Annotated in this window: 17 protein-coding genes; 5 read left to right on the top strand and 12 right to left on the bottom strand. The window is 72.1% G+C overall.

The window, feature by feature from the left end; genetic code table 11:
• Window positions 1-142: 142 nt before the first annotated feature.
• Window positions 143-886 carry a GntR family transcriptional regulator gene (locus tag ACFW48_RS05830; RefSeq protein WP_386310797.1) on the top strand — a complete coding sequence of 248 codons (744 nt, stop codon included), beginning with the start codon at window positions 143-145 and terminating at the stop codon, window positions 884-886.
• Between the two features lie 18 nt (window positions 887-904).
• Here the strand turns inward: ACFW48_RS05830 and ACFW48_RS05825 are convergent, their stop codons facing one another.
• Window positions 905-1,630 carry a class I SAM-dependent methyltransferase gene (locus tag ACFW48_RS05825; protein WP_386310795.1) on the bottom strand — a complete coding sequence of 242 codons (726 nt, stop codon included), beginning with the start codon at window positions 1,628-1,630 and terminating at the stop codon, window positions 905-907.
• A gap of 4 nt (window positions 1,631-1,634) precedes the next feature.
• On the bottom strand, window positions 1,635-2,222 hold the full coding sequence (locus ACFW48_RS05820) for a PadR family transcriptional regulator (RefSeq protein WP_386310794.1): 588 nt from the start codon (window positions 2,220-2,222) through the stop codon (window positions 1,635-1,637).
• A 78-nt stretch (window positions 2,223-2,300) separates the two neighbouring features.
• Between ACFW48_RS05820 and ACFW48_RS05815 the strand changes: the two genes are divergently transcribed.
• From ACFW48_RS05815 to ACFW48_RS05805, 3 genes are all read left to right on the top strand, one after another.
• Window positions 2,301-2,711 (top strand): nuclear transport factor 2 family protein, encoded by a 411-nt coding sequence (locus ACFW48_RS05815; RefSeq protein WP_386310792.1) that lies wholly within the window; start codon window positions 2,301-2,303, stop codon window positions 2,709-2,711.
• Between the two features lie 359 nt (window positions 2,712-3,070).
• Window positions 3,071-4,210, top strand: a complete 1,140-nt coding sequence (gene rho / locus ACFW48_RS05810; RefSeq protein WP_386310791.1) for a transcription termination factor Rho — start codon at window positions 3,071-3,073, stop codon at window positions 4,208-4,210.
• A 118-nt stretch (window positions 4,211-4,328) separates the two neighbouring features.
• Window positions 4,329-5,510: a D-alanyl-D-alanine carboxypeptidase family protein gene (locus tag ACFW48_RS05805; protein ID WP_386310789.1), complete on the top strand. Its 1,182-nt coding sequence runs from the start codon at window positions 4,329-4,331 to the stop codon at window positions 5,508-5,510.
• Window positions 5,511-5,529: 19 nt separating this feature from the next.
• On the opposite strand, the gene ACFW48_RS05800 is transcribed toward ACFW48_RS05805, so the two are convergent.
• The 4 genes from ACFW48_RS05800 to ACFW48_RS05785 are packed head-to-tail and all read right to left on the bottom strand — an operon-like array spanning window position 5,530 to window position 8,387.
• Window positions 5,530-6,453: a glutaminase gene (locus ACFW48_RS05800; protein ID WP_383554045.1), complete on the bottom strand. Its 924-nt coding sequence runs from the start codon at window positions 6,451-6,453 to the stop codon at window positions 5,530-5,532.
• Complete coding sequence (locus ACFW48_RS05795; protein WP_386310787.1) at window positions 6,450-6,602, bottom strand: hypothetical protein; 153 nt, start codon at window positions 6,600-6,602, stop codon at window positions 6,450-6,452. The genes ACFW48_RS05800 and ACFW48_RS05795 overlap by 4 nt, the downstream gene beginning before the upstream one ends.
• 37 nt (window positions 6,603-6,639) lie before the next feature.
• Window positions 6,640-7,656, bottom strand: coding sequence for an asparaginase (locus ACFW48_RS05790; protein ID WP_386311120.1), 1,017 nt, complete (start codon window positions 7,654-7,656; stop codon window positions 6,640-6,642).
• Window positions 7,657-7,709: 53 nt separating this feature from the next.
• A complete protein-coding gene (locus tag ACFW48_RS05785; RefSeq protein ID WP_386311118.1) occupies window positions 7,710-8,387 on the bottom strand; it encodes a FadR/GntR family transcriptional regulator in 678 nt (225 codons plus the stop codon).
• Window positions 8,388-8,573: 186 nt separating this feature from the next.
• Here ACFW48_RS05785 and ACFW48_RS05780 point away from each other — a divergent pair, with 186 nt between their 5' ends.
• Window positions 8,574-9,632 (top strand): fatty acid desaturase family protein, encoded by a 1,059-nt coding sequence (locus ACFW48_RS05780; protein ID WP_386310785.1) that lies wholly within the window; start codon window positions 8,574-8,576, stop codon window positions 9,630-9,632.
• A gap of 14 nt (window positions 9,633-9,646) precedes the next feature.
• Here ACFW48_RS05780 and ACFW48_RS05775 read toward each other — a convergent pair whose 3' ends face one another.
• The 6 genes from ACFW48_RS05775 to ACFW48_RS05750 form a co-directional block, all read right to left on the bottom strand.
• A complete protein-coding gene (locus ACFW48_RS05775; protein WP_386310783.1) occupies window positions 9,647-10,483 on the bottom strand; it encodes an undecaprenyl-diphosphate phosphatase in 837 nt (278 codons plus the stop codon).
• A gap of 121 nt (window positions 10,484-10,604) precedes the next feature.
• Window positions 10,605-10,979, bottom strand: coding sequence for a fluoride efflux transporter CrcB (crcB, locus tag ACFW48_RS05770; protein ID WP_386310782.1), 375 nt, complete (start codon window positions 10,977-10,979; stop codon window positions 10,605-10,607).
• Window positions 10,976-11,365, bottom strand: coding sequence for a DUF190 domain-containing protein (locus ACFW48_RS05765; RefSeq protein WP_386310780.1), 390 nt, complete (start codon window positions 11,363-11,365; stop codon window positions 10,976-10,978). Before ACFW48_RS05765 ends, crcB (ACFW48_RS05770) begins: the two co-directional genes overlap by 4 nt.
• Window positions 11,362-11,805, bottom strand: coding sequence for a fluoride efflux transporter CrcB (gene crcB / locus ACFW48_RS05760; RefSeq protein WP_386310778.1), 444 nt, complete (start codon window positions 11,803-11,805; stop codon window positions 11,362-11,364). Before crcB (ACFW48_RS05760) ends, ACFW48_RS05765 begins: the two co-directional genes overlap by 4 nt.
• A 188-nt stretch (window positions 11,806-11,993) precedes the next feature.
• Entirely contained in the window at window positions 11,994-12,281 is a 288-nt protein-coding gene (locus tag ACFW48_RS05755; RefSeq protein ID WP_386310777.1) for an ArsR family transcriptional regulator, read from the bottom strand.
• Between the two features lie 125 nt (window positions 12,282-12,406).
• The gene (locus tag ACFW48_RS05750; RefSeq protein WP_386310775.1) at window positions 12,407-13,972 is read right to left on the bottom strand and encodes an arabinogalactan endo-beta-1,4-galactanase; all 1,566 of its coding nucleotides are present in this window, start codon (window positions 13,970-13,972) and stop codon (window positions 12,407-12,409) included.
• Window positions 13,973-14,015: the final 43 nt, after the last annotated feature.

Genomic DNA, 14,015 nt, shown 5'->3' with positions numbered 1-14,015 from the left:
AGGGGTGAGGGACGGTCGACGCGCGGGTGAGGTTTCGGCCGAACCGGCGGACCGCTCTTCCCGGTTGGTTTAGACCAATGATACTTCTGGTGGCGCACCGAGCCCGTACGGCTACCGCACGTCACCAACAGGAGGGCGCGGCATGGCCCGCACCACTTCGCACGACCGTCCCGTCACCGACACACAGCCTCTCTACTGGCGGGTGGCCGCAGAGCTGCTCGGCGAGCTGCGCGACGGGACCGTCCCACCGGGCGCCCGGCTGCCGGGAGAGCGCCGGCTGGCCGAGCACTTCGGGGTGAGCCGGGAGACCGTACGGCAGGCCCTGGAGGTGCTGCGCCGGGACGGTCTGCTCGCCACCGACCGGCGGGGCAGCCACGCCGCCCTGCCCGGCCCGCCGGCCCAGCACCCGGCATCCCTCACCTTCCCGGTCGGCGCCCGGACGGCGGAGCCGTGCACCGGCGACCGGGCCACCGTCGCCTGGGAGGTTCCCTCGCCGGAGCACGCCGCGGCACTGGGGCTGGCGCCGGGCCGGCCAACCCTGGTGCACCGCTACCTGTCCGCGACCGCCGACGGAACCGGCCGGCGGACCGCCGTGACCTCGTTCTCCGCCGTGGCGCTCGCCGAGGTCGAGGAGTTGGCCCGGTACCGCGACCGCGCCGACGGCACCGCCTCGGCAGAACTGCGGCGGGCCTACGACTGGATGCGCCGGGCGGGCCTGACCCTGCATCACCGGGACACGATCAGCCGCCTCGCGGACACTCCGTCGGTGCGGGTCGTGCGGCGGGTGCACGACCAGTACGCACGGCCGCTGGAGATCACGGACCTCCTCGTGGACGCCCGACAGGACGCGCTGGTCTACGAGTTCACCCTGCCGGCGGCCGGCTGACCCCGCCCGCGCCCGCCGTCAGGGCAGCCGCCGGGCCACGACCATCCGGACACGCGGGCTGCCGTCGGGCCGGCGCCCGAACTCCGGCAGGGCGTGCAGGGCCGCCCGGAAGCCGGCGCGCGCCAGTTCCCGGCCCACGTCCCCGAGCCGGAACGTCCGGTAGTACATGACGAACGGCGGCCGCCACAGCGCGTTGCGCACCCGCATCACGGCGTCGAAGCCGAGCAGCGTCCAGTAGCCGCGGGAGCCGGGGCGGGGTGGCGCGACGACGGGGAAGGCGAAGCAGCCGCCCGGTCGTAGTACGGAGCGCACCTGGGTGAACAGGCCCGGCAGTTCACGGGGCAGGAAATGCCCGAACGCCCCGAAGCTGACGACGAGGTCGAACTCGGCACCGAACGGCAGGGCGCGGGCGTCCGCGCGCACCCAGGAGACCGCCGGCCCCTCGGGCACGATCCGCCCCCGCGCGACCTCCAGCATGCCCGCGCTGAAGTCGACCCCCGTCACGCGCTCCCGGCACACCCGGGCCAGTACGTCCACTCCCGCGCCGGTGCCGCAGCACAGGTCGAGTCCGGCGCCGAACGGCCCCATCGGCGCCAGCGCCGAGGCCACGGCGTCGAGCACCCGGTCCGGCGTCCGGTACGGGGTGTGCTCGAACTTCGGGGCGAGCAGGTCGTAGCCGCGCTCGACCGACGACAGCGCCTGGACGGCGAGTTCGCGCAGGGTGGGGCCTTCGGGGCTGAACATCCGGTCAGCCTAGAGGCTGCCCGGCGGGCCCGGTGGGGGCGCGCCGCTCGCGCAGCACCGTGAGGACGCGCTCGCACCAGCGGGCGTTCTCACGCTCGAAGGTGATCCCGGCGAGCAGCGTGAGGTAGGGCCCGACGCGGTCGGAGTCCCGCAGGTGCTCCTCCTCGGTACGGCCGTCGAGGAGGCGCTCGCGGACGCGCTCGTAGCGGGCGAGTTTCCCCAGGGCCCAGGCCGTGCGCTCCTCCACCAGCTCGCGGACCCGCTCCGGGGCGACGCCGTCCATGGCCTGCATCTTGATCAGGAACTCGTCGCGGATGGCGGTGGGCCGCCGGGTCGGCTCGGCGGCGAAGGCGCCCAGCTGCTCCCGGCCGGCCGCCGTGAGCGAGAACAGCCGCTTGGTGGGCCTGCGTTCCTGCGGCACCGTCCGCGCCTCGATGAGCCCGTCGCCCGCGAGGCGCTCCAGCTCCCGGTAGAGCTGCTGCGGCGTGGCGGGCCAGAAGTTGGCGAGCGAGACGTCGAACACCTTGGACAGCTCGTAGCCCGAGGCCTCGCCCTCCAGCAGGGCGGCCAGGACGGCGTACTTGAGAGACATGTCGACACGCTAGCAAGCAGGGACTACTCTACTCCGCACCTATTCAAATAGTTCAGTACTTCTCATCGAGGAGATACGATGCAGGCATTCCGCGCGGCGGTCGAGGCCCACGACCTCGACGCCGTCGAGGCACTGCTGGCCGAGGACGTCGTCTTCACCAGCCCCGTCGTGTTCAAGCCCTACCACGGCAAGGCGATCACGACCGCGGTCCTGCGCGGCGTCGCCCGCGTCTTCGAGGACTTCCGCTACGAACGCGTCATCGGCGAGGCCGACGGCCCCGACCACGCGCTGGTCTTCACGGCGCGGGTCGGCGACCGCGAGATCAGCGGCTGCGACCTCTTGCACCTCGACGAGTCCGGCCGTATCGACGAACTCACGGTGATGGTGCGCCCGCTGTCGGGCGCGCAGGCACTGCAGGCCGCGATGGGCGCGCAGTTCGACCGGATCGCCCAGGAGGCGCAGGAGGCCCAGGGGCGTTCGGGCGACTGAGTCCGGCCCGGCACACGCGGAAGACGGAATAGAACGCCGCCCCGGCCTCGTTGAAGGGTGTGGGACGCATGGCACGTCCCACCCCACCGCCGCTCGACCACCCCCCGTGGTAGGCTGCGGTCAGCACTTGTGTACGCCCCCTGGGGCGCCGGTGCCAGTTTCCCTTCGGTTCGCCGACCCGCCCGTCCTGAGGCGACCGGCGCGTCCGCTTCTCAGCACAACCTCGTGAGCAGGGTCTTCCCCCGCCGTATCCGAGGTGCTGTTCCCGCCGTCCGGACGCGTGTCGTCCGACTCCTCGCACGGCTTCTCCCCTTCCTTCCGCATGCCCCATGCCCGTGTCCTCGAAAGGACCGAACACCATGACCACCACACTCGAACGCCCCCCGGTACAGCAGTCCCCGGCCGAGATCGCGAACGGTGTCCTCGACATCGACGCGGGCGGGAAGGGACATCTGCGGGGCAGCAGCCTCCAGCCCGAGCCGTCCGACCTCTCCCTCTCCCCCGCGCTGATCCGCCGCCACGGCCTGCGCAAGGGCGACCTGGTCGAGGGCGTACGCGGCGACCGGCGCACCCTGACCGACGTCGCCCGCGTCAACGGCCGCACGCCCGACCGGCAGGGCGGCCGACGGCACTTCCACGACCTGACACCACTGCACCCGCACGAGCGGCTGCGCCTCGAACACCCGGCGGCCGGCCTGACCGGGCGGGTCGCCGATCTCATCACCCCGGTCGGCAAGGGCCAGCGCGGCCTGATCGTGGCCCCGCCGAAGACCGGCAAGACCGTCCTCCTCCAGCAGATCGCCGCCGCCGTCGCCGGCAACCACCCCGACTCCCACCTGATGGTGGTGCTGCTCGACGAGCGGCCCGAGGAGGTCACCGACATGCGGCGCTCCGTACGGGGCGAGGTGTACTCCTCGACCTTCGACCGGAGCGCCAAGCAGCACATCGCGCTCGCCGATCTCGTGATCGAACGGGCCAAGCGGCTCGTCGAAGCCGGTGAGGACGTCGTCATCCTCCTCGACTCGCTCACCCGGCTGTGCAGGGCGCACAACAACGCCGCGTCCTCCGGCGGCCGCACGCTCAGCGGCGGTGTCGACGCCGGGGCGCTGCTCGGGCCGAAGCGGTTCTTCGGCGCCGCCCGGACGGCCGAGGAGGGCGGTTCGCTCACCATCCTCGCCACCGTCCTGGTGGAGACCGGCTCGCGCGCCGACGACTTCTACTTCGAGGAGCTCAAGGGCACGGGCAACATGGAGCTGCGGCTGAGCCGGGAGCTGGCCTCCCGCCGGGTCTTCCCGGCCGTGGAGATGACCGGCTCCGGCACCCGCCGCGAGGAGCTCCTGCTGTCCACCGCCGAGTCGACCGCCGTACGCGGGCTGCGGCGGGCCCTGGGCGGCCGGGACGAGCAGTCCGGCCTGGAGACGCTGCTGGAGCGGATGCGTCAGACGCCGGACAACGCCACCTTCCTGCGACGCGTCCAGCCGACGCTGCCCGCCGACTGACGCCGCGCGTCGGCCGGTACGCCCCGGCCGGCTCGCTCCCTACGGCATCCGGGTGCTTGCGGGCGCGACTCGGCCCGGGCAGCGTGGCGGTCCGGGGGCCCGTTCCTACGTTTGCGGTATGACTATCGGATTCTCATCCCGGGCGGCTCGATCCACCTGCGTGCTCTGCGTGGCAGGGCTGCTGACGCTCATGCCCGCCGCCGCGGCCGCCCGTGCGGTGCTGCCGGACCCGGGCCCGCCCGGCGGACCACGCGCGGCGGCGGCGCAGGCGTCGCTGCTGTACCGCTCCGGGACACAGGTCCGGCCCCGCCCCGGCGCACCCGGGGTGCCCGATGTCTCCGCGCTGTCCTGGGTGGTCGCCGACGCCGGCACCGGCGACGTGCTGGCGGCGCACGACGCGCATCGCAAGCTGCCGCCGGCCAGCACCCTCAAGACCCTGTTCGCTCTCACGATGCTGCCGGTCCTGCCGGGCGGGATCCGCCACGAGGTGAGCGCGGACGAGCTGACCGGCATCGGGCCCGGCAGCAGCCTGGTCGGTGTCGTCGAGGGCCACACATACCGGGTCTCCGACCTGTGGAACGGCGTCTTCCTCAACTCCGGCAACGACGCCGTCCACGTCCTCGCCTCGCTCACCGGCGGGTGGCGCGCCACGGCCGCCCGGATGCAGGCCGAGGCCCGGGCCCTCGGCGCCCGCGACACCCACGTGCGCTCACCCGACGGCTACGACGCGCCGGGCCAGGTGTCGTCGGCGTACGACCTGGCGGTCTTCGGCCGGGCGGGGCTGCGCAACCCGGACTTCGCGCGGTACTGCGCCAAGGTCGACGCGATGTTCCCCGGCCGGAACGGGGACTCGTACGGGATCATCAACACCAACCGGCTGCTCACCGGGGCGGACGGCGTGGAGCCGTACCCGGGGCTGATCGGCATCAAGAACGGCTACACCAGCAACGCCGGCAACACACTGATCGCGGCCGCCCGCCGCGACGGGCGGACCCTGGTGGTGACGGTGATGAACCCGCAGGAGGGCGGCGGCCACGCCGTGTACGAGGAGGCCCGCTCGCTGCTCGACTGGGGCTTCGAGGCCGCCGGGCACGTCGACCCGGTGGGATCGCTGGAATCCGGGGGCGCCCGGCCGCTGCCGGGTCCGCAGGCCGTGCCCGCGGCGGTCGCGGCGGCGCGGCCGTCGCGGGACGCCCCGGGCTGGCCGGAGACCGGTGCGATCGTGGGCGTCGCCGGACTGGGCGCGGGAGTCATGGCACTGGCGCTGCGGCTCAAGCTCGTGCGGGCCGACGAAAGTTGATGGTGTCCGGGCCATCCGGTCAGAAGACCGACAGGCCCGTGAGTGTCGTGAAGCGGTCCAGCGCCGCCACACCGGCCACCGAGTTGCCCCGTTCGTCCAGGCCGGGGCTCCACACGCACAGTGTGCAGTGGCCCGGCACCACCGCGATGATCCCGCCACCGACCCCGCTCTTGCCGGGCAGGCCCACCCGGTAGGCGAACTCACCGGCCGCGTCGTACGTCCCGCAGGTCAGCATCACCGCGTTGACCTGCTTGGCCTGGCTGCGGCTCAGCAGCCGGGTGCCGTCCGCGCGGATGCCGTGGCGGGCCAGGAACCCCGTCGCCAGGGCGAGGTCGGCGCAGGAGGCGGCGACGGAACACTGGCGGAAGTACTGCTCCAGCAGGACGGGCACGGGGTTGTCGATGTTGCCGTACGACGCCATGAAGTGGCCGAGGGCGGCGTTCCTGTCTCCGTGCGCGGTCTCGGAGGCGGCGACCTCCTCGTCGTAGGTCAGGTCCGGGTTGCCGCTCTCCGCGCGCAGGAAGGCGAGCAGTTCGCCCGCCGCGTCCCCGGTACGGGTGTGCAGGCGGTCGGTGACGACGAGGGCGCCCGCGTTGATGAAGGGGTTGCGCGGGATTCCGTTCTCGTACTCCAGCTGCACCAGGGAGTTGAACGGGTTGCCGGACGGTTCGCGGCCCACGTGTTCCCAGAGCGCGTCGCCCTCGCGGGACAGGTCGAGGGCGAGGGTGAAGACCTTGGTGATGGACTGCGCGGAGAACGGCTCCCGCCAGTCCCCCACCCCGTACACCGTGCCGTCCGGCTCGGCGACGGCCATGCCGAAGCGGCGCGGGTCGCAGGCGGCGAGCGCCGGGATGTAGTCGGCGGGCCGGCCGCTGCCGGGGGTCCGCTCGATCTCCTCGGCGATGCGCTCGAGGACCGGCTGGAAGGTCGTCCGCGTACTCATGCTCGCCATTCTTCCTCCGGGCCGCTCCCGGCGCGCGGTCGGGCGGGAACGGTGCGGCTGCCCGCCAGGATCCCCGGCTGCGGCGGGGCGGTGAGCCGCTCGGCGGACAGCAGGCCCTTCTTCAGGACGAGTTCGGCCTCGTCGAGCATGACGGCGTACGCCGAGAAGTCCTGCCCGAGCGGCGCACTACCCGCGCGAGGCGAGCGGAACGGCGTCCAGCGCGGGTACCGGACGTAGGCGTCCCACCGGTTCCCCGCCTCCGAGCAGCGGTTCACCCGCGAACTCCGTGAGCAGCCGCGGGGCGACACCGGCCCGCGCGAGCGCCGCCGCGGCGACCGGGACGCGGGCCCGGTCGGCGCCGTCGGCTATCTTCACGGCGATCGCACTGCCGTCGGGCCGGGCGGCGACCTGGACTCCCTCGAAGCCGTCCTTGGCGAGCAGCCCGGGCACGGCCCGCATCAACGCGGCGACGTCCCGGCCGGACCCGGAGGCCATCTCGGCGTGCTCGCGCATCGCGTCCGCCACGCGGGCCTCCGGGGTGCCGGGGACGGCGGTGGTGACGCGGGCGGCGGCGCGGGCGAGACCGTGCAGGGAGATCGCGAACAGGGGCGCGCCGCAGCCGTCGACGGTCACCCGGGCGACTCGCTGCCCGGTGAGGTCCTCGACGACCTCGGCGATCGCCTGCTGGAGCGGGTGGCCGGGGTCGAGGTAGTCGTCCAGCGACCAGCCGTTGAGCACGCAGGTGTACAGCATGGCGGCGTGCTTGCCGGAGCAGTTCTGGGCGAGCCGGGACGGGAGGCGGCCCTCCCTGACCCAGGAGTCCCGGACGACCGGGTCGAAGGGCAGGTCGGGCACGTTGCGCAGGTCGCTCTCGGTGAGTCCGGCGAGTTCGAGGACGCGCCGGGCGCCGGCGAGGTGGCGTTCCTCGCCGGAGTGGCTGGCGGCGGCGAGCGAGAGCAGTTCGCCGTCCAGCGGCAGGCCGGCGCGGACCATGGCGACGGCCTGGACCGGCTTGAGCGCGGAGCGCGGGTAGCAGGCGGCCTCGATGTCCCCGAGCTGGAGGCGTATCTCTCCGTCCGGGCCGAGGACGACGACGGAGCCGTGGTGGACGCCCTCGACGACGCCGCCGCGTACCAGGTGCGCGACGGGTGCGTGGAGGGGTTCACGGATGGGGGGAGGATCCGCGGGGGAATTGCCGTACATCACTGCCTGGGGGTCAAGGGCCGACGCGGTCGCCCGCGGCGGTCGGTGCTCGCTCACGTCTCGGGGGCGCCTTCCGTGGGGGTGTCCGTGCGGGTGGGGCGCACGATGTCGGTGAGGGTGGTCTCGACGCGGTCGAGATGGTGGGCCATGGCCTCTTCCGCGTCGTGATCGCTGCCGTCGAGCAGTGCCTCGTCGATGGCCCGGTGCTCCCGGTTGGACTGTTCGCGCCGGCCGCCCAGTTCGTTGAGGAATGCGGACTGGCGGGCCAGTGCGTCGCGGATCTCCTCGATGACCCGGCGGAAGACCGGGTTCTGGGCGGCCTCGGCCACGGTGAGGTGGAAAAGGGTGTCCATCGCCACCCACGCGGTGGTGTCCGTCTCCCGCTCCATGCGGTCCAGGAGGTGGGCGAGGCGGTCGAGGTTGTCCGGGGTGCGGCGGCGGGCCGCGTAGCCGGCCACCGGGATCTCGACGTGGCGGCGCACCTCCAGCAGGTCGCCGGCCGTGTAGTCGCCGAAGGTGGGGTCCTCGACGGCACTGGCGACGACGAAGGTGCCCTTGCCGGTCCTGGAGACGGTCAGCCCCATGGTCTGCAGGGCACGCAGGGCCTCGCGGAGTACCGGCCGGGAGATCTCCAGGGTGCGGCACAGCTCCGCCTCGGAGGGGAGCTTGTCGCCGATCGCGTACTCACCGCGCTCGATCGCGCCGCGGAGGTGGCCGAGCACCGCTTCCATGGCGCTGACGCGCCGCGGGACCGGGGCGGCTGTCTGCCTGTCTGACAGGTTCACGGGGTGATCCTGCGGGTCGGGCGGGAGGGCTGTCAAGGGAGGACCACAGGGCCGGGGGTGGTGCTAGCCACACCCCGCTTCGGGTGGCAGACGTCATTCTGCGGCCGTGGAACCGCCCGCATACTGAGGTACATGGCCAACTCAACGGTGCTCATCGAGAGCCTGCCCACGCGCGAACAGGAAAAGGGACGCGAAAAGGGAAGCGACTTTTCCGAACTCTCACGGCGCATAGCCGACGCGGGGTTGCTCCGGCGCCGCCCGCTCTACTACACGGTGCGTTTCGGTGCCGTCGCCCTCGCGCTCGCGGGCGGTGTCGCCGCCTTCGTCACCCTGGGGAACAGCTGGAGCCAGCTGTTCGTCGCGGTGGCGCTGGCCGTCGTCTTCGGCCAGCTCGGGCTGGCCGCCCACGACCTCGCCCACCGGCAGGTCTTCTCGCGCCGGCGCCCCAGCGAGATCGGCGGTCTCCTGGTGGCGAACCTGCTGCTGGGCATGAGCTACGGCTGGTGGATGAACAAGCACACGCGCCACCACGCGAATCCCAACCACGAGGAGAAGGACCCGGACGTCTCCCCCGACATCCTGGTGTGGTCGCGGCGCCAGGCGAGCAGGGCCAAGGGGCTTCCCCGCTTCGTCGGCAAACACCAGTCCGCCCTGTTCTTCCCGCTGCTGACGCTGGAAGGTCTCAATCTGAGTTTCAGCAGCTTCAAGGCCCTGCGCAGCCCGTCCATGAAGCGGCCGGTTCTGGAGGGCACGCTCCTCGTCGCCCATTTCGCCCTGTACTTCGGCGGTCTGTTCACGGTCCTCTCCCCCGGCAAGGCGCTCGCGTTCATCGCCGTGCACCAGGGGCTGTTCGGGGTCTACCTCGGGTCGGTCTTCGCTCCCAACCACAAGGGCATGCCGATGATCGAGGAGGGCATGCGGCTCGACTTCCTGCGCCGCCAGGTCCTCACCTCCCGCAATGTGCGGGGCGGCGTGCTCGTCGACGCCTTCATGGGCGGCCTCAACTACCAGATCGAGCACCACCTCTTCCCCAGCATGCCGACGCCCGCCCTCGGCAGGGCCCAGGTCATCACCGAGCGGTACTGCGCCGAACTGGGCGTCCCGTACTACCAGACGGGCCTGCTCGCCTCGCACCGCGAGGCGCTGCGGCATCTCAGGAGCGTCGGCGAACCGCTGCGCGACACCCCCTAGGTCCGGCTGCGCGGTCAGCCGTGCAGGACGCCCGCGCCGAGCAGCCCGAAGAGCAGGACGCCGACCGCGATCCGGTAGACGACGAAGGCGTTGAAGGAGTGCTTGGCGACGAACTTCAGCAGCCAGGCGATCGAGGCGTAGGCCACCACGAAGGAGACGAGGGTGCCGACCGCCAGCGGGGCGGCACCCGCCCCTGTGCCCAGGGCGTCCTTCAGCTCGTACAGACCGGCGCCGGTCAGGGCCGGGATGCCGAGGAAGAAGGAGAGCCGCGTGGCGGCCACCCGGTCGAGGTCGAGCATCAGGGCGGTGGACATGGTGGCACCGGAGCGGGAGAAGCCCGGGAAGAGCAGGGCGAGGATCTGGGAGCCGCCGACCAGCATCGCGTCCTTGAACGAGGTGTCGTCCTCACCTCGCTTGTGCCGCCCCGTGCGGTCCGCCACCCACATCACGCCGCTGCCGACGATCAGCGAGCCGGCGACCACCCACAGCGAGGCGAGCGGTCCCTTGATCAGGGGCTTGGCGGCCAGGCCGACGAGCACGATCGGGATCGTCGCGAGGATGACCCACCAGGCGAACTTGTAGTCGTGGTGGTAGCGCTCCTCCCGGTCGGTCAGCCCGCGCACCCAGGCGGAGAGGATCCGCACGATGTCCTTGAAGAAGTAGACCAGCACGGCGGCGATCGCACCGACCTGGATGACCGCCGAGAACCCGATGACCGCGTCGTCGTCGACGGGAATGCCCATCAGCCCCTCGACGATCTTGAGGTGACCGGTGGAGGAGACCGGAAGGAACTCGGTGACCCCCTCGACGGCTCCGAGGACGACGGCCTGGCCGATGCTGATGACACTCATGGGATCCCGTTCTGCTCGGGACTGCGGACGCGAGGGCGACAGTCGTGGCGGGGGCGGTCCTCCTGCGGCCGGCTCTCCTGCGGCCGGTCCCGTCCTACTACACGCGGGGCGGTGTCTCGCGTCAGGCCCAGAGCGCGTCGGCCAGTGTCACCCCGGCGAACGCCGCCCCCACGCCGGCCGCCACACTCACCGCCACGTTCAAGGCCGGCAGCAGGCGTGCGCCCGTCTCGGTCAGCCGGAGCGTCTCGTAGGAGAAGGTCGAGTACGTCGTGAGGGCACCGCACAGCCCGGTCCCGAGCAGGAGCCGCAGGTCGGAGCCCGCGGCTCCGGCGAGTGCCGCGCCGCTCAGCAGGCCCAGCACCAGACAGCCGACGACGTTCACCGTGAAGGTGCCCCAGGGGAAGACCGAACCGTGCCGGGACTGCACCGCGCGGTCGGTGAGGTAGCGGAGCGGGGCACCGACCATGCCGCCCGCGACGACCAGCAGCCAGTTCACGGCGACTTCTTACCCTTCGCGTCCGGTTCGCCGGTTCCGGTGGGTGTTTCCTCCCGGGCGACGTACCTGATGACCTCGCAGTCGTCGAGGATGACCAGGCCCTCGGTGACGAGTTCGTCGAGCAGCGGCAGGAAGTCCCGTACGCGCTCCTCCGTGTCGACGATGACGACGGCCACCGGCAGGTCTTCGCTCAAGGACAGCAGTCGGGTGGTGTGGATCAGGGAGGAGGCGCCGAAACCCTCGACGCCGCGGAAGACACTGGCGCCCGCGAGGCCCGCCGCGTGGGCCCGGTGGACGATCTCCGAGTACAGGGGGCGATGGTGCCAGGTGTCGTTCTCGCCGACGAAGACGGTGACACGCAGGGCTCTGCCGGTCAGCCTCGTCATGACTGCCTCCGTTCCAGGACGCGGCGGGCCGCCCATGCGGCGAGCCACACCGCCGTGAGTGCCGCGAGGGGCGTCGCGGCGACGTAGGCCAGGCCTGTGCGGACCTGGTCGGCGGCGAACAGGTTCCGGCCGTCGACGGCATAGGTCGAGAAAGTGGTGAAGCCGCCGAGCACCCCGGTGCCGAAGAAGGGCCGGACCAGGCGATGGGCCGCCCGCACCTCGGTGATGACCACCATGAACACGCCGATCACGGCACAGCCTGCGACATTGACCCAGAAGGTCGTCCAGGGGAAGCCGGCGGTCTGCGCCGGGCACCACAGGGAGGCCGCGTAGCGGGCGGCGGCGCCCGTGCCGCCGCCGAGGGAGACCGCCACGACGACCGGTGCCTTGCCGCGCCGGGCGGGTCGGACGGCGGCGTTCTCGGTGTTCGGGGCTGTCATGGTCGTACGTCTCCTACTCGCCGGGCAGGGGGGTGCCCCCGTTCGCAAGTAGGGACCGTTGGCGGCGGCCGTGCCGCGGTTCGGGTACGGCGGGCCCCACCGCCGCGCCGCGCGCACCAGGGCCGCGGCTGACAGTCAGCTTAGCGCCGGCACGGCCCCAGGGTCACTTCCAGCGGCCGCCTCGCGGTCTACCAGCCCTTCTCGAACATCCGCGCCACCTCGGCGATCCGCACCTCGTCGCGCCGGTAGTACGTCCGGCGGCGGATTCTGCTGGTGCGGAGCAGTCCGGTTCTCGCGAGCAGTTCGAGGTGGGTTCCGGCCGCCCGGCGGGGCACGCCGAGCTTCGCGGCGACGAGCTCCACGCGGACGCCGTACGCGACGACGTCCGCGTGGTGCTGCGGCGGGAAGTGGGCGGCCGGGTCCTTGAGCCACTCCAGGATGTCGAGACGCGTGCCGTGCACGGGGGTCCTCAGCATCTCGTCCTCCCTCCGTCCGGGCCCGCCCGTACCGTGTCCTTCCACTGTCCCGCAGCCGGGGCCCCGCTGTCCGGGACTCCGGCGCCTTGTCCGGTACCGGGCCGTCCCGTCCGGCACAGGAGGTGTCAGCGGTGACGGAACCACGCCATGGCCGGCAGCGCCCTGTCGTCGTAGCCGAACAGGGCCTGGTTCTCCCAGCCGTTGCCGGAGGACGGGTCGGTGGGGTCCCAGCCGTTGCCGTCGACGGCGGTCCAGGTCGCCTCCCAGTAGAAGACGCCGAGGCCGCGGCCGTTCGGGACGGCCTCCACGATGTCCGCCACCGTGTTCATCCACGCCGTCTGCCCGGCCGGGGTCGCCGGGTAGCCGGGGACCAGCTCGCCGGTGACGTCGATGATGTTCTCGTGCGCGTCCTCGCTGTCCAGCCGGAACGGGTAGGCCGTCTCGGCGACGAAGACCGGCTTGCCGTAGCGGGCGGCCGCGTCGTCCAGGGTGGTCTGGAAGTCGGACAGCGGGCCGTGCCAGTAGCCGTAGTAGGACAGGCCGATGGCGTCGAACCGGACGCCGTGCGCGACGGCGTTGTCGAACCACCAGCGGGTGCCCGTCAGGTCGCCGCCCTTGGCCAGGTGCAGCGCGACGGGGGTGGCCGCGTCGACCTTCTTGACCGCGTCGTATCCACTGTTGATCAACCCGGCGAGCTGCGTCCAGTTGTCCGTGGAGCCCTCGTTCCACAGCATGCCGCCGTTGATCTCGTTGCCGACCTGCACCATGTCGGCGCCGGTGCCCTGCGCCTTGAGCGCATCGAGTACGTCGTAGGTGTGGTCGTACACGTCCGTCTTCAGCCGGCCGTACGAGTGGCCGGCCCAGGCGGCGGGCTTGCTCTGGGCGCCCGGGTCGGCCCAGGTGTCCGAGTAGTGGAAGTCGATCAGCAGCTTCATGCCCCAGTCCTTGACGCGCTTGGCGGTCGCCAGCACGCGCGCCTTGTCGTTGTAGCCGTCGGCCGGGTTCACCCAGACCTTCAGGCGGGCGTAGTTCATGCCGGCGGACTCCAGGATGCCGAGCGCGTCGCCCGCCGATCCCGAACTCGTCCGGTAGGCCCCACCCTCGGCCTCGCTCTTGGCGAGGGACGAGACGTCGGCCCCCTTGACCGGCAGTCCGCGGGAGGTTCCCGGCGTGAAGGTCAGGTCGTCGACATTGATCCAGTTGCCGGCGTTCGCGTCACTGTTGATGCTGATGGTGCACTGGTTGGCAGTCACATTGACCGGCACGACGATCCGGATCCACCCAGCGGCGGACACCGGGAGATCGGTGCGCTGCTCGGCACCGCCGCAGTTCTTGAGGGCTATCCAGGCGGCGTTCTGGCCACCTCCCGAGCGCACCCAGGCGGTCAGCCGATAGCTGCCGTTGGTGAGGCCGGAGAGGTACTGGTACGTCTCGACCTTGTACGCGGACGAAGACCAGTGGCTCAGCCGGTTGCTGCCGCCGTGGCCTCCGGCCTCGGTGTACGAGGCGCCGGTCGAGCCGTACTCGGACCAGCCCGCGGGCGTGGCCGCTCCGCCGGCGTCGGTCTCGAAGCCGCCGTTGGTGAGGGTGCTCGCCGCCTGGGCGGTGTGGGCCGGCAGGGCGGTGAGGGTGAGGCCGGCAGCCACGAGGGGCGGCAGCAGCGCCTTGAGGGTGCGTCTGGGATGGAACATCGTCGTCCGTGGTCCCTTCGACTTGGGGATGGGGCGGAAACCA

This window comes from Streptomyces sp. NPDC058812 (assembly GCF_042744565.1).
GTDB lineage: Bacteria > Actinomycetota > Actinomycetes > Streptomycetales > Streptomycetaceae > Streptomyces > Streptomyces thinghirensis.
The sequence above is the reverse complement of the archived record's forward strand: the minus strand, read 5'-3'. Positions and strand labels throughout refer to the sequence as shown.

Excerpts from the sequence above, each read along its gene's own strand:
- ACFW48_RS05805 (WP_386310789.1), top strand. The coding sequence starts at position 4,329 with ATGACTATCGGATTCTCATCCCGGGCGGCTCGATCCACCTGCGTGCTC.
- ACFW48_RS05830 (WP_386310797.1), top strand. The coding sequence starts at position 143 with ATGGCCCGCACCACTTCGCACGACCGTCCCGTCACCGACACACAGCCT.
- ACFW48_RS05790 (WP_386311120.1), bottom strand. The coding sequence starts at position 7,656 with ATGTACGGCAATTCCCCCGCGGATCCTCCCCCCATCCGTGAACCCCTC.
- ACFW48_RS05750 (WP_386310775.1), bottom strand. The coding sequence starts at position 13,972 with ATGTTCCATCCCAGACGCACCCTCAAGGCGCTGCTGCCGCCCCTCGTG.
- ACFW48_RS05820 (WP_386310794.1), bottom strand. The coding sequence starts at position 2,222 with ATGTCTCTCAAGTACGCCGTCCTGGCCGCCCTGCTGGAGGGCGAGGCC.
- ACFW48_RS05775 (WP_386310783.1), bottom strand. The coding sequence starts at position 10,483 with ATGAGTGTCATCAGCATCGGCCAGGCCGTCGTCCTCGGAGCCGTCGAG.
- ACFW48_RS05800 (WP_383554045.1), bottom strand. The coding sequence starts at position 6,453 with ATGAGTACGCGGACGACCTTCCAGCCGGTCCTCGAGCGCATCGCCGAG.
- ACFW48_RS05795 (WP_386310787.1), bottom strand. The coding sequence starts at position 6,602 with ATGCTCGACGAGGCCGAACTCGTCCTGAAGAAGGGCCTGCTGTCCGCC.
- rho (WP_386310791.1), top strand. The coding sequence starts at position 3,071 with ATGACCACCACACTCGAACGCCCCCCGGTACAGCAGTCCCCGGCCGAG.
- ACFW48_RS05780 (WP_386310785.1), top strand. The coding sequence starts at position 8,574 with ATGGCCAACTCAACGGTGCTCATCGAGAGCCTGCCCACGCGCGAACAG.
- ACFW48_RS05785 (WP_386311118.1), bottom strand. The coding sequence starts at position 8,387 with ATGGAAGCGGTGCTCGGCCACCTCCGCGGCGCGATCGAGCGCGGTGAG.
- ACFW48_RS05755 (WP_386310777.1), bottom strand. The coding sequence starts at position 12,281 with ATGCTGAGGACCCCCGTGCACGGCACGCGTCTCGACATCCTGGAGTGG.
- crcB (WP_386310778.1), bottom strand. The coding sequence starts at position 11,805 with ATGACAGCCCCGAACACCGAGAACGCCGCCGTCCGACCCGCCCGGCGC.
- ACFW48_RS05765 (WP_386310780.1), bottom strand. The coding sequence starts at position 11,365 with ATGACGAGGCTGACCGGCAGAGCCCTGCGTGTCACCGTCTTCGTCGGC.
- ACFW48_RS05825 (WP_386310795.1), bottom strand. The coding sequence starts at position 1,630 with ATGTTCAGCCCCGAAGGCCCCACCCTGCGCGAACTCGCCGTCCAGGCG.
- ACFW48_RS05815 (WP_386310792.1), top strand. The coding sequence starts at position 2,301 with ATGCAGGCATTCCGCGCGGCGGTCGAGGCCCACGACCTCGACGCCGTC.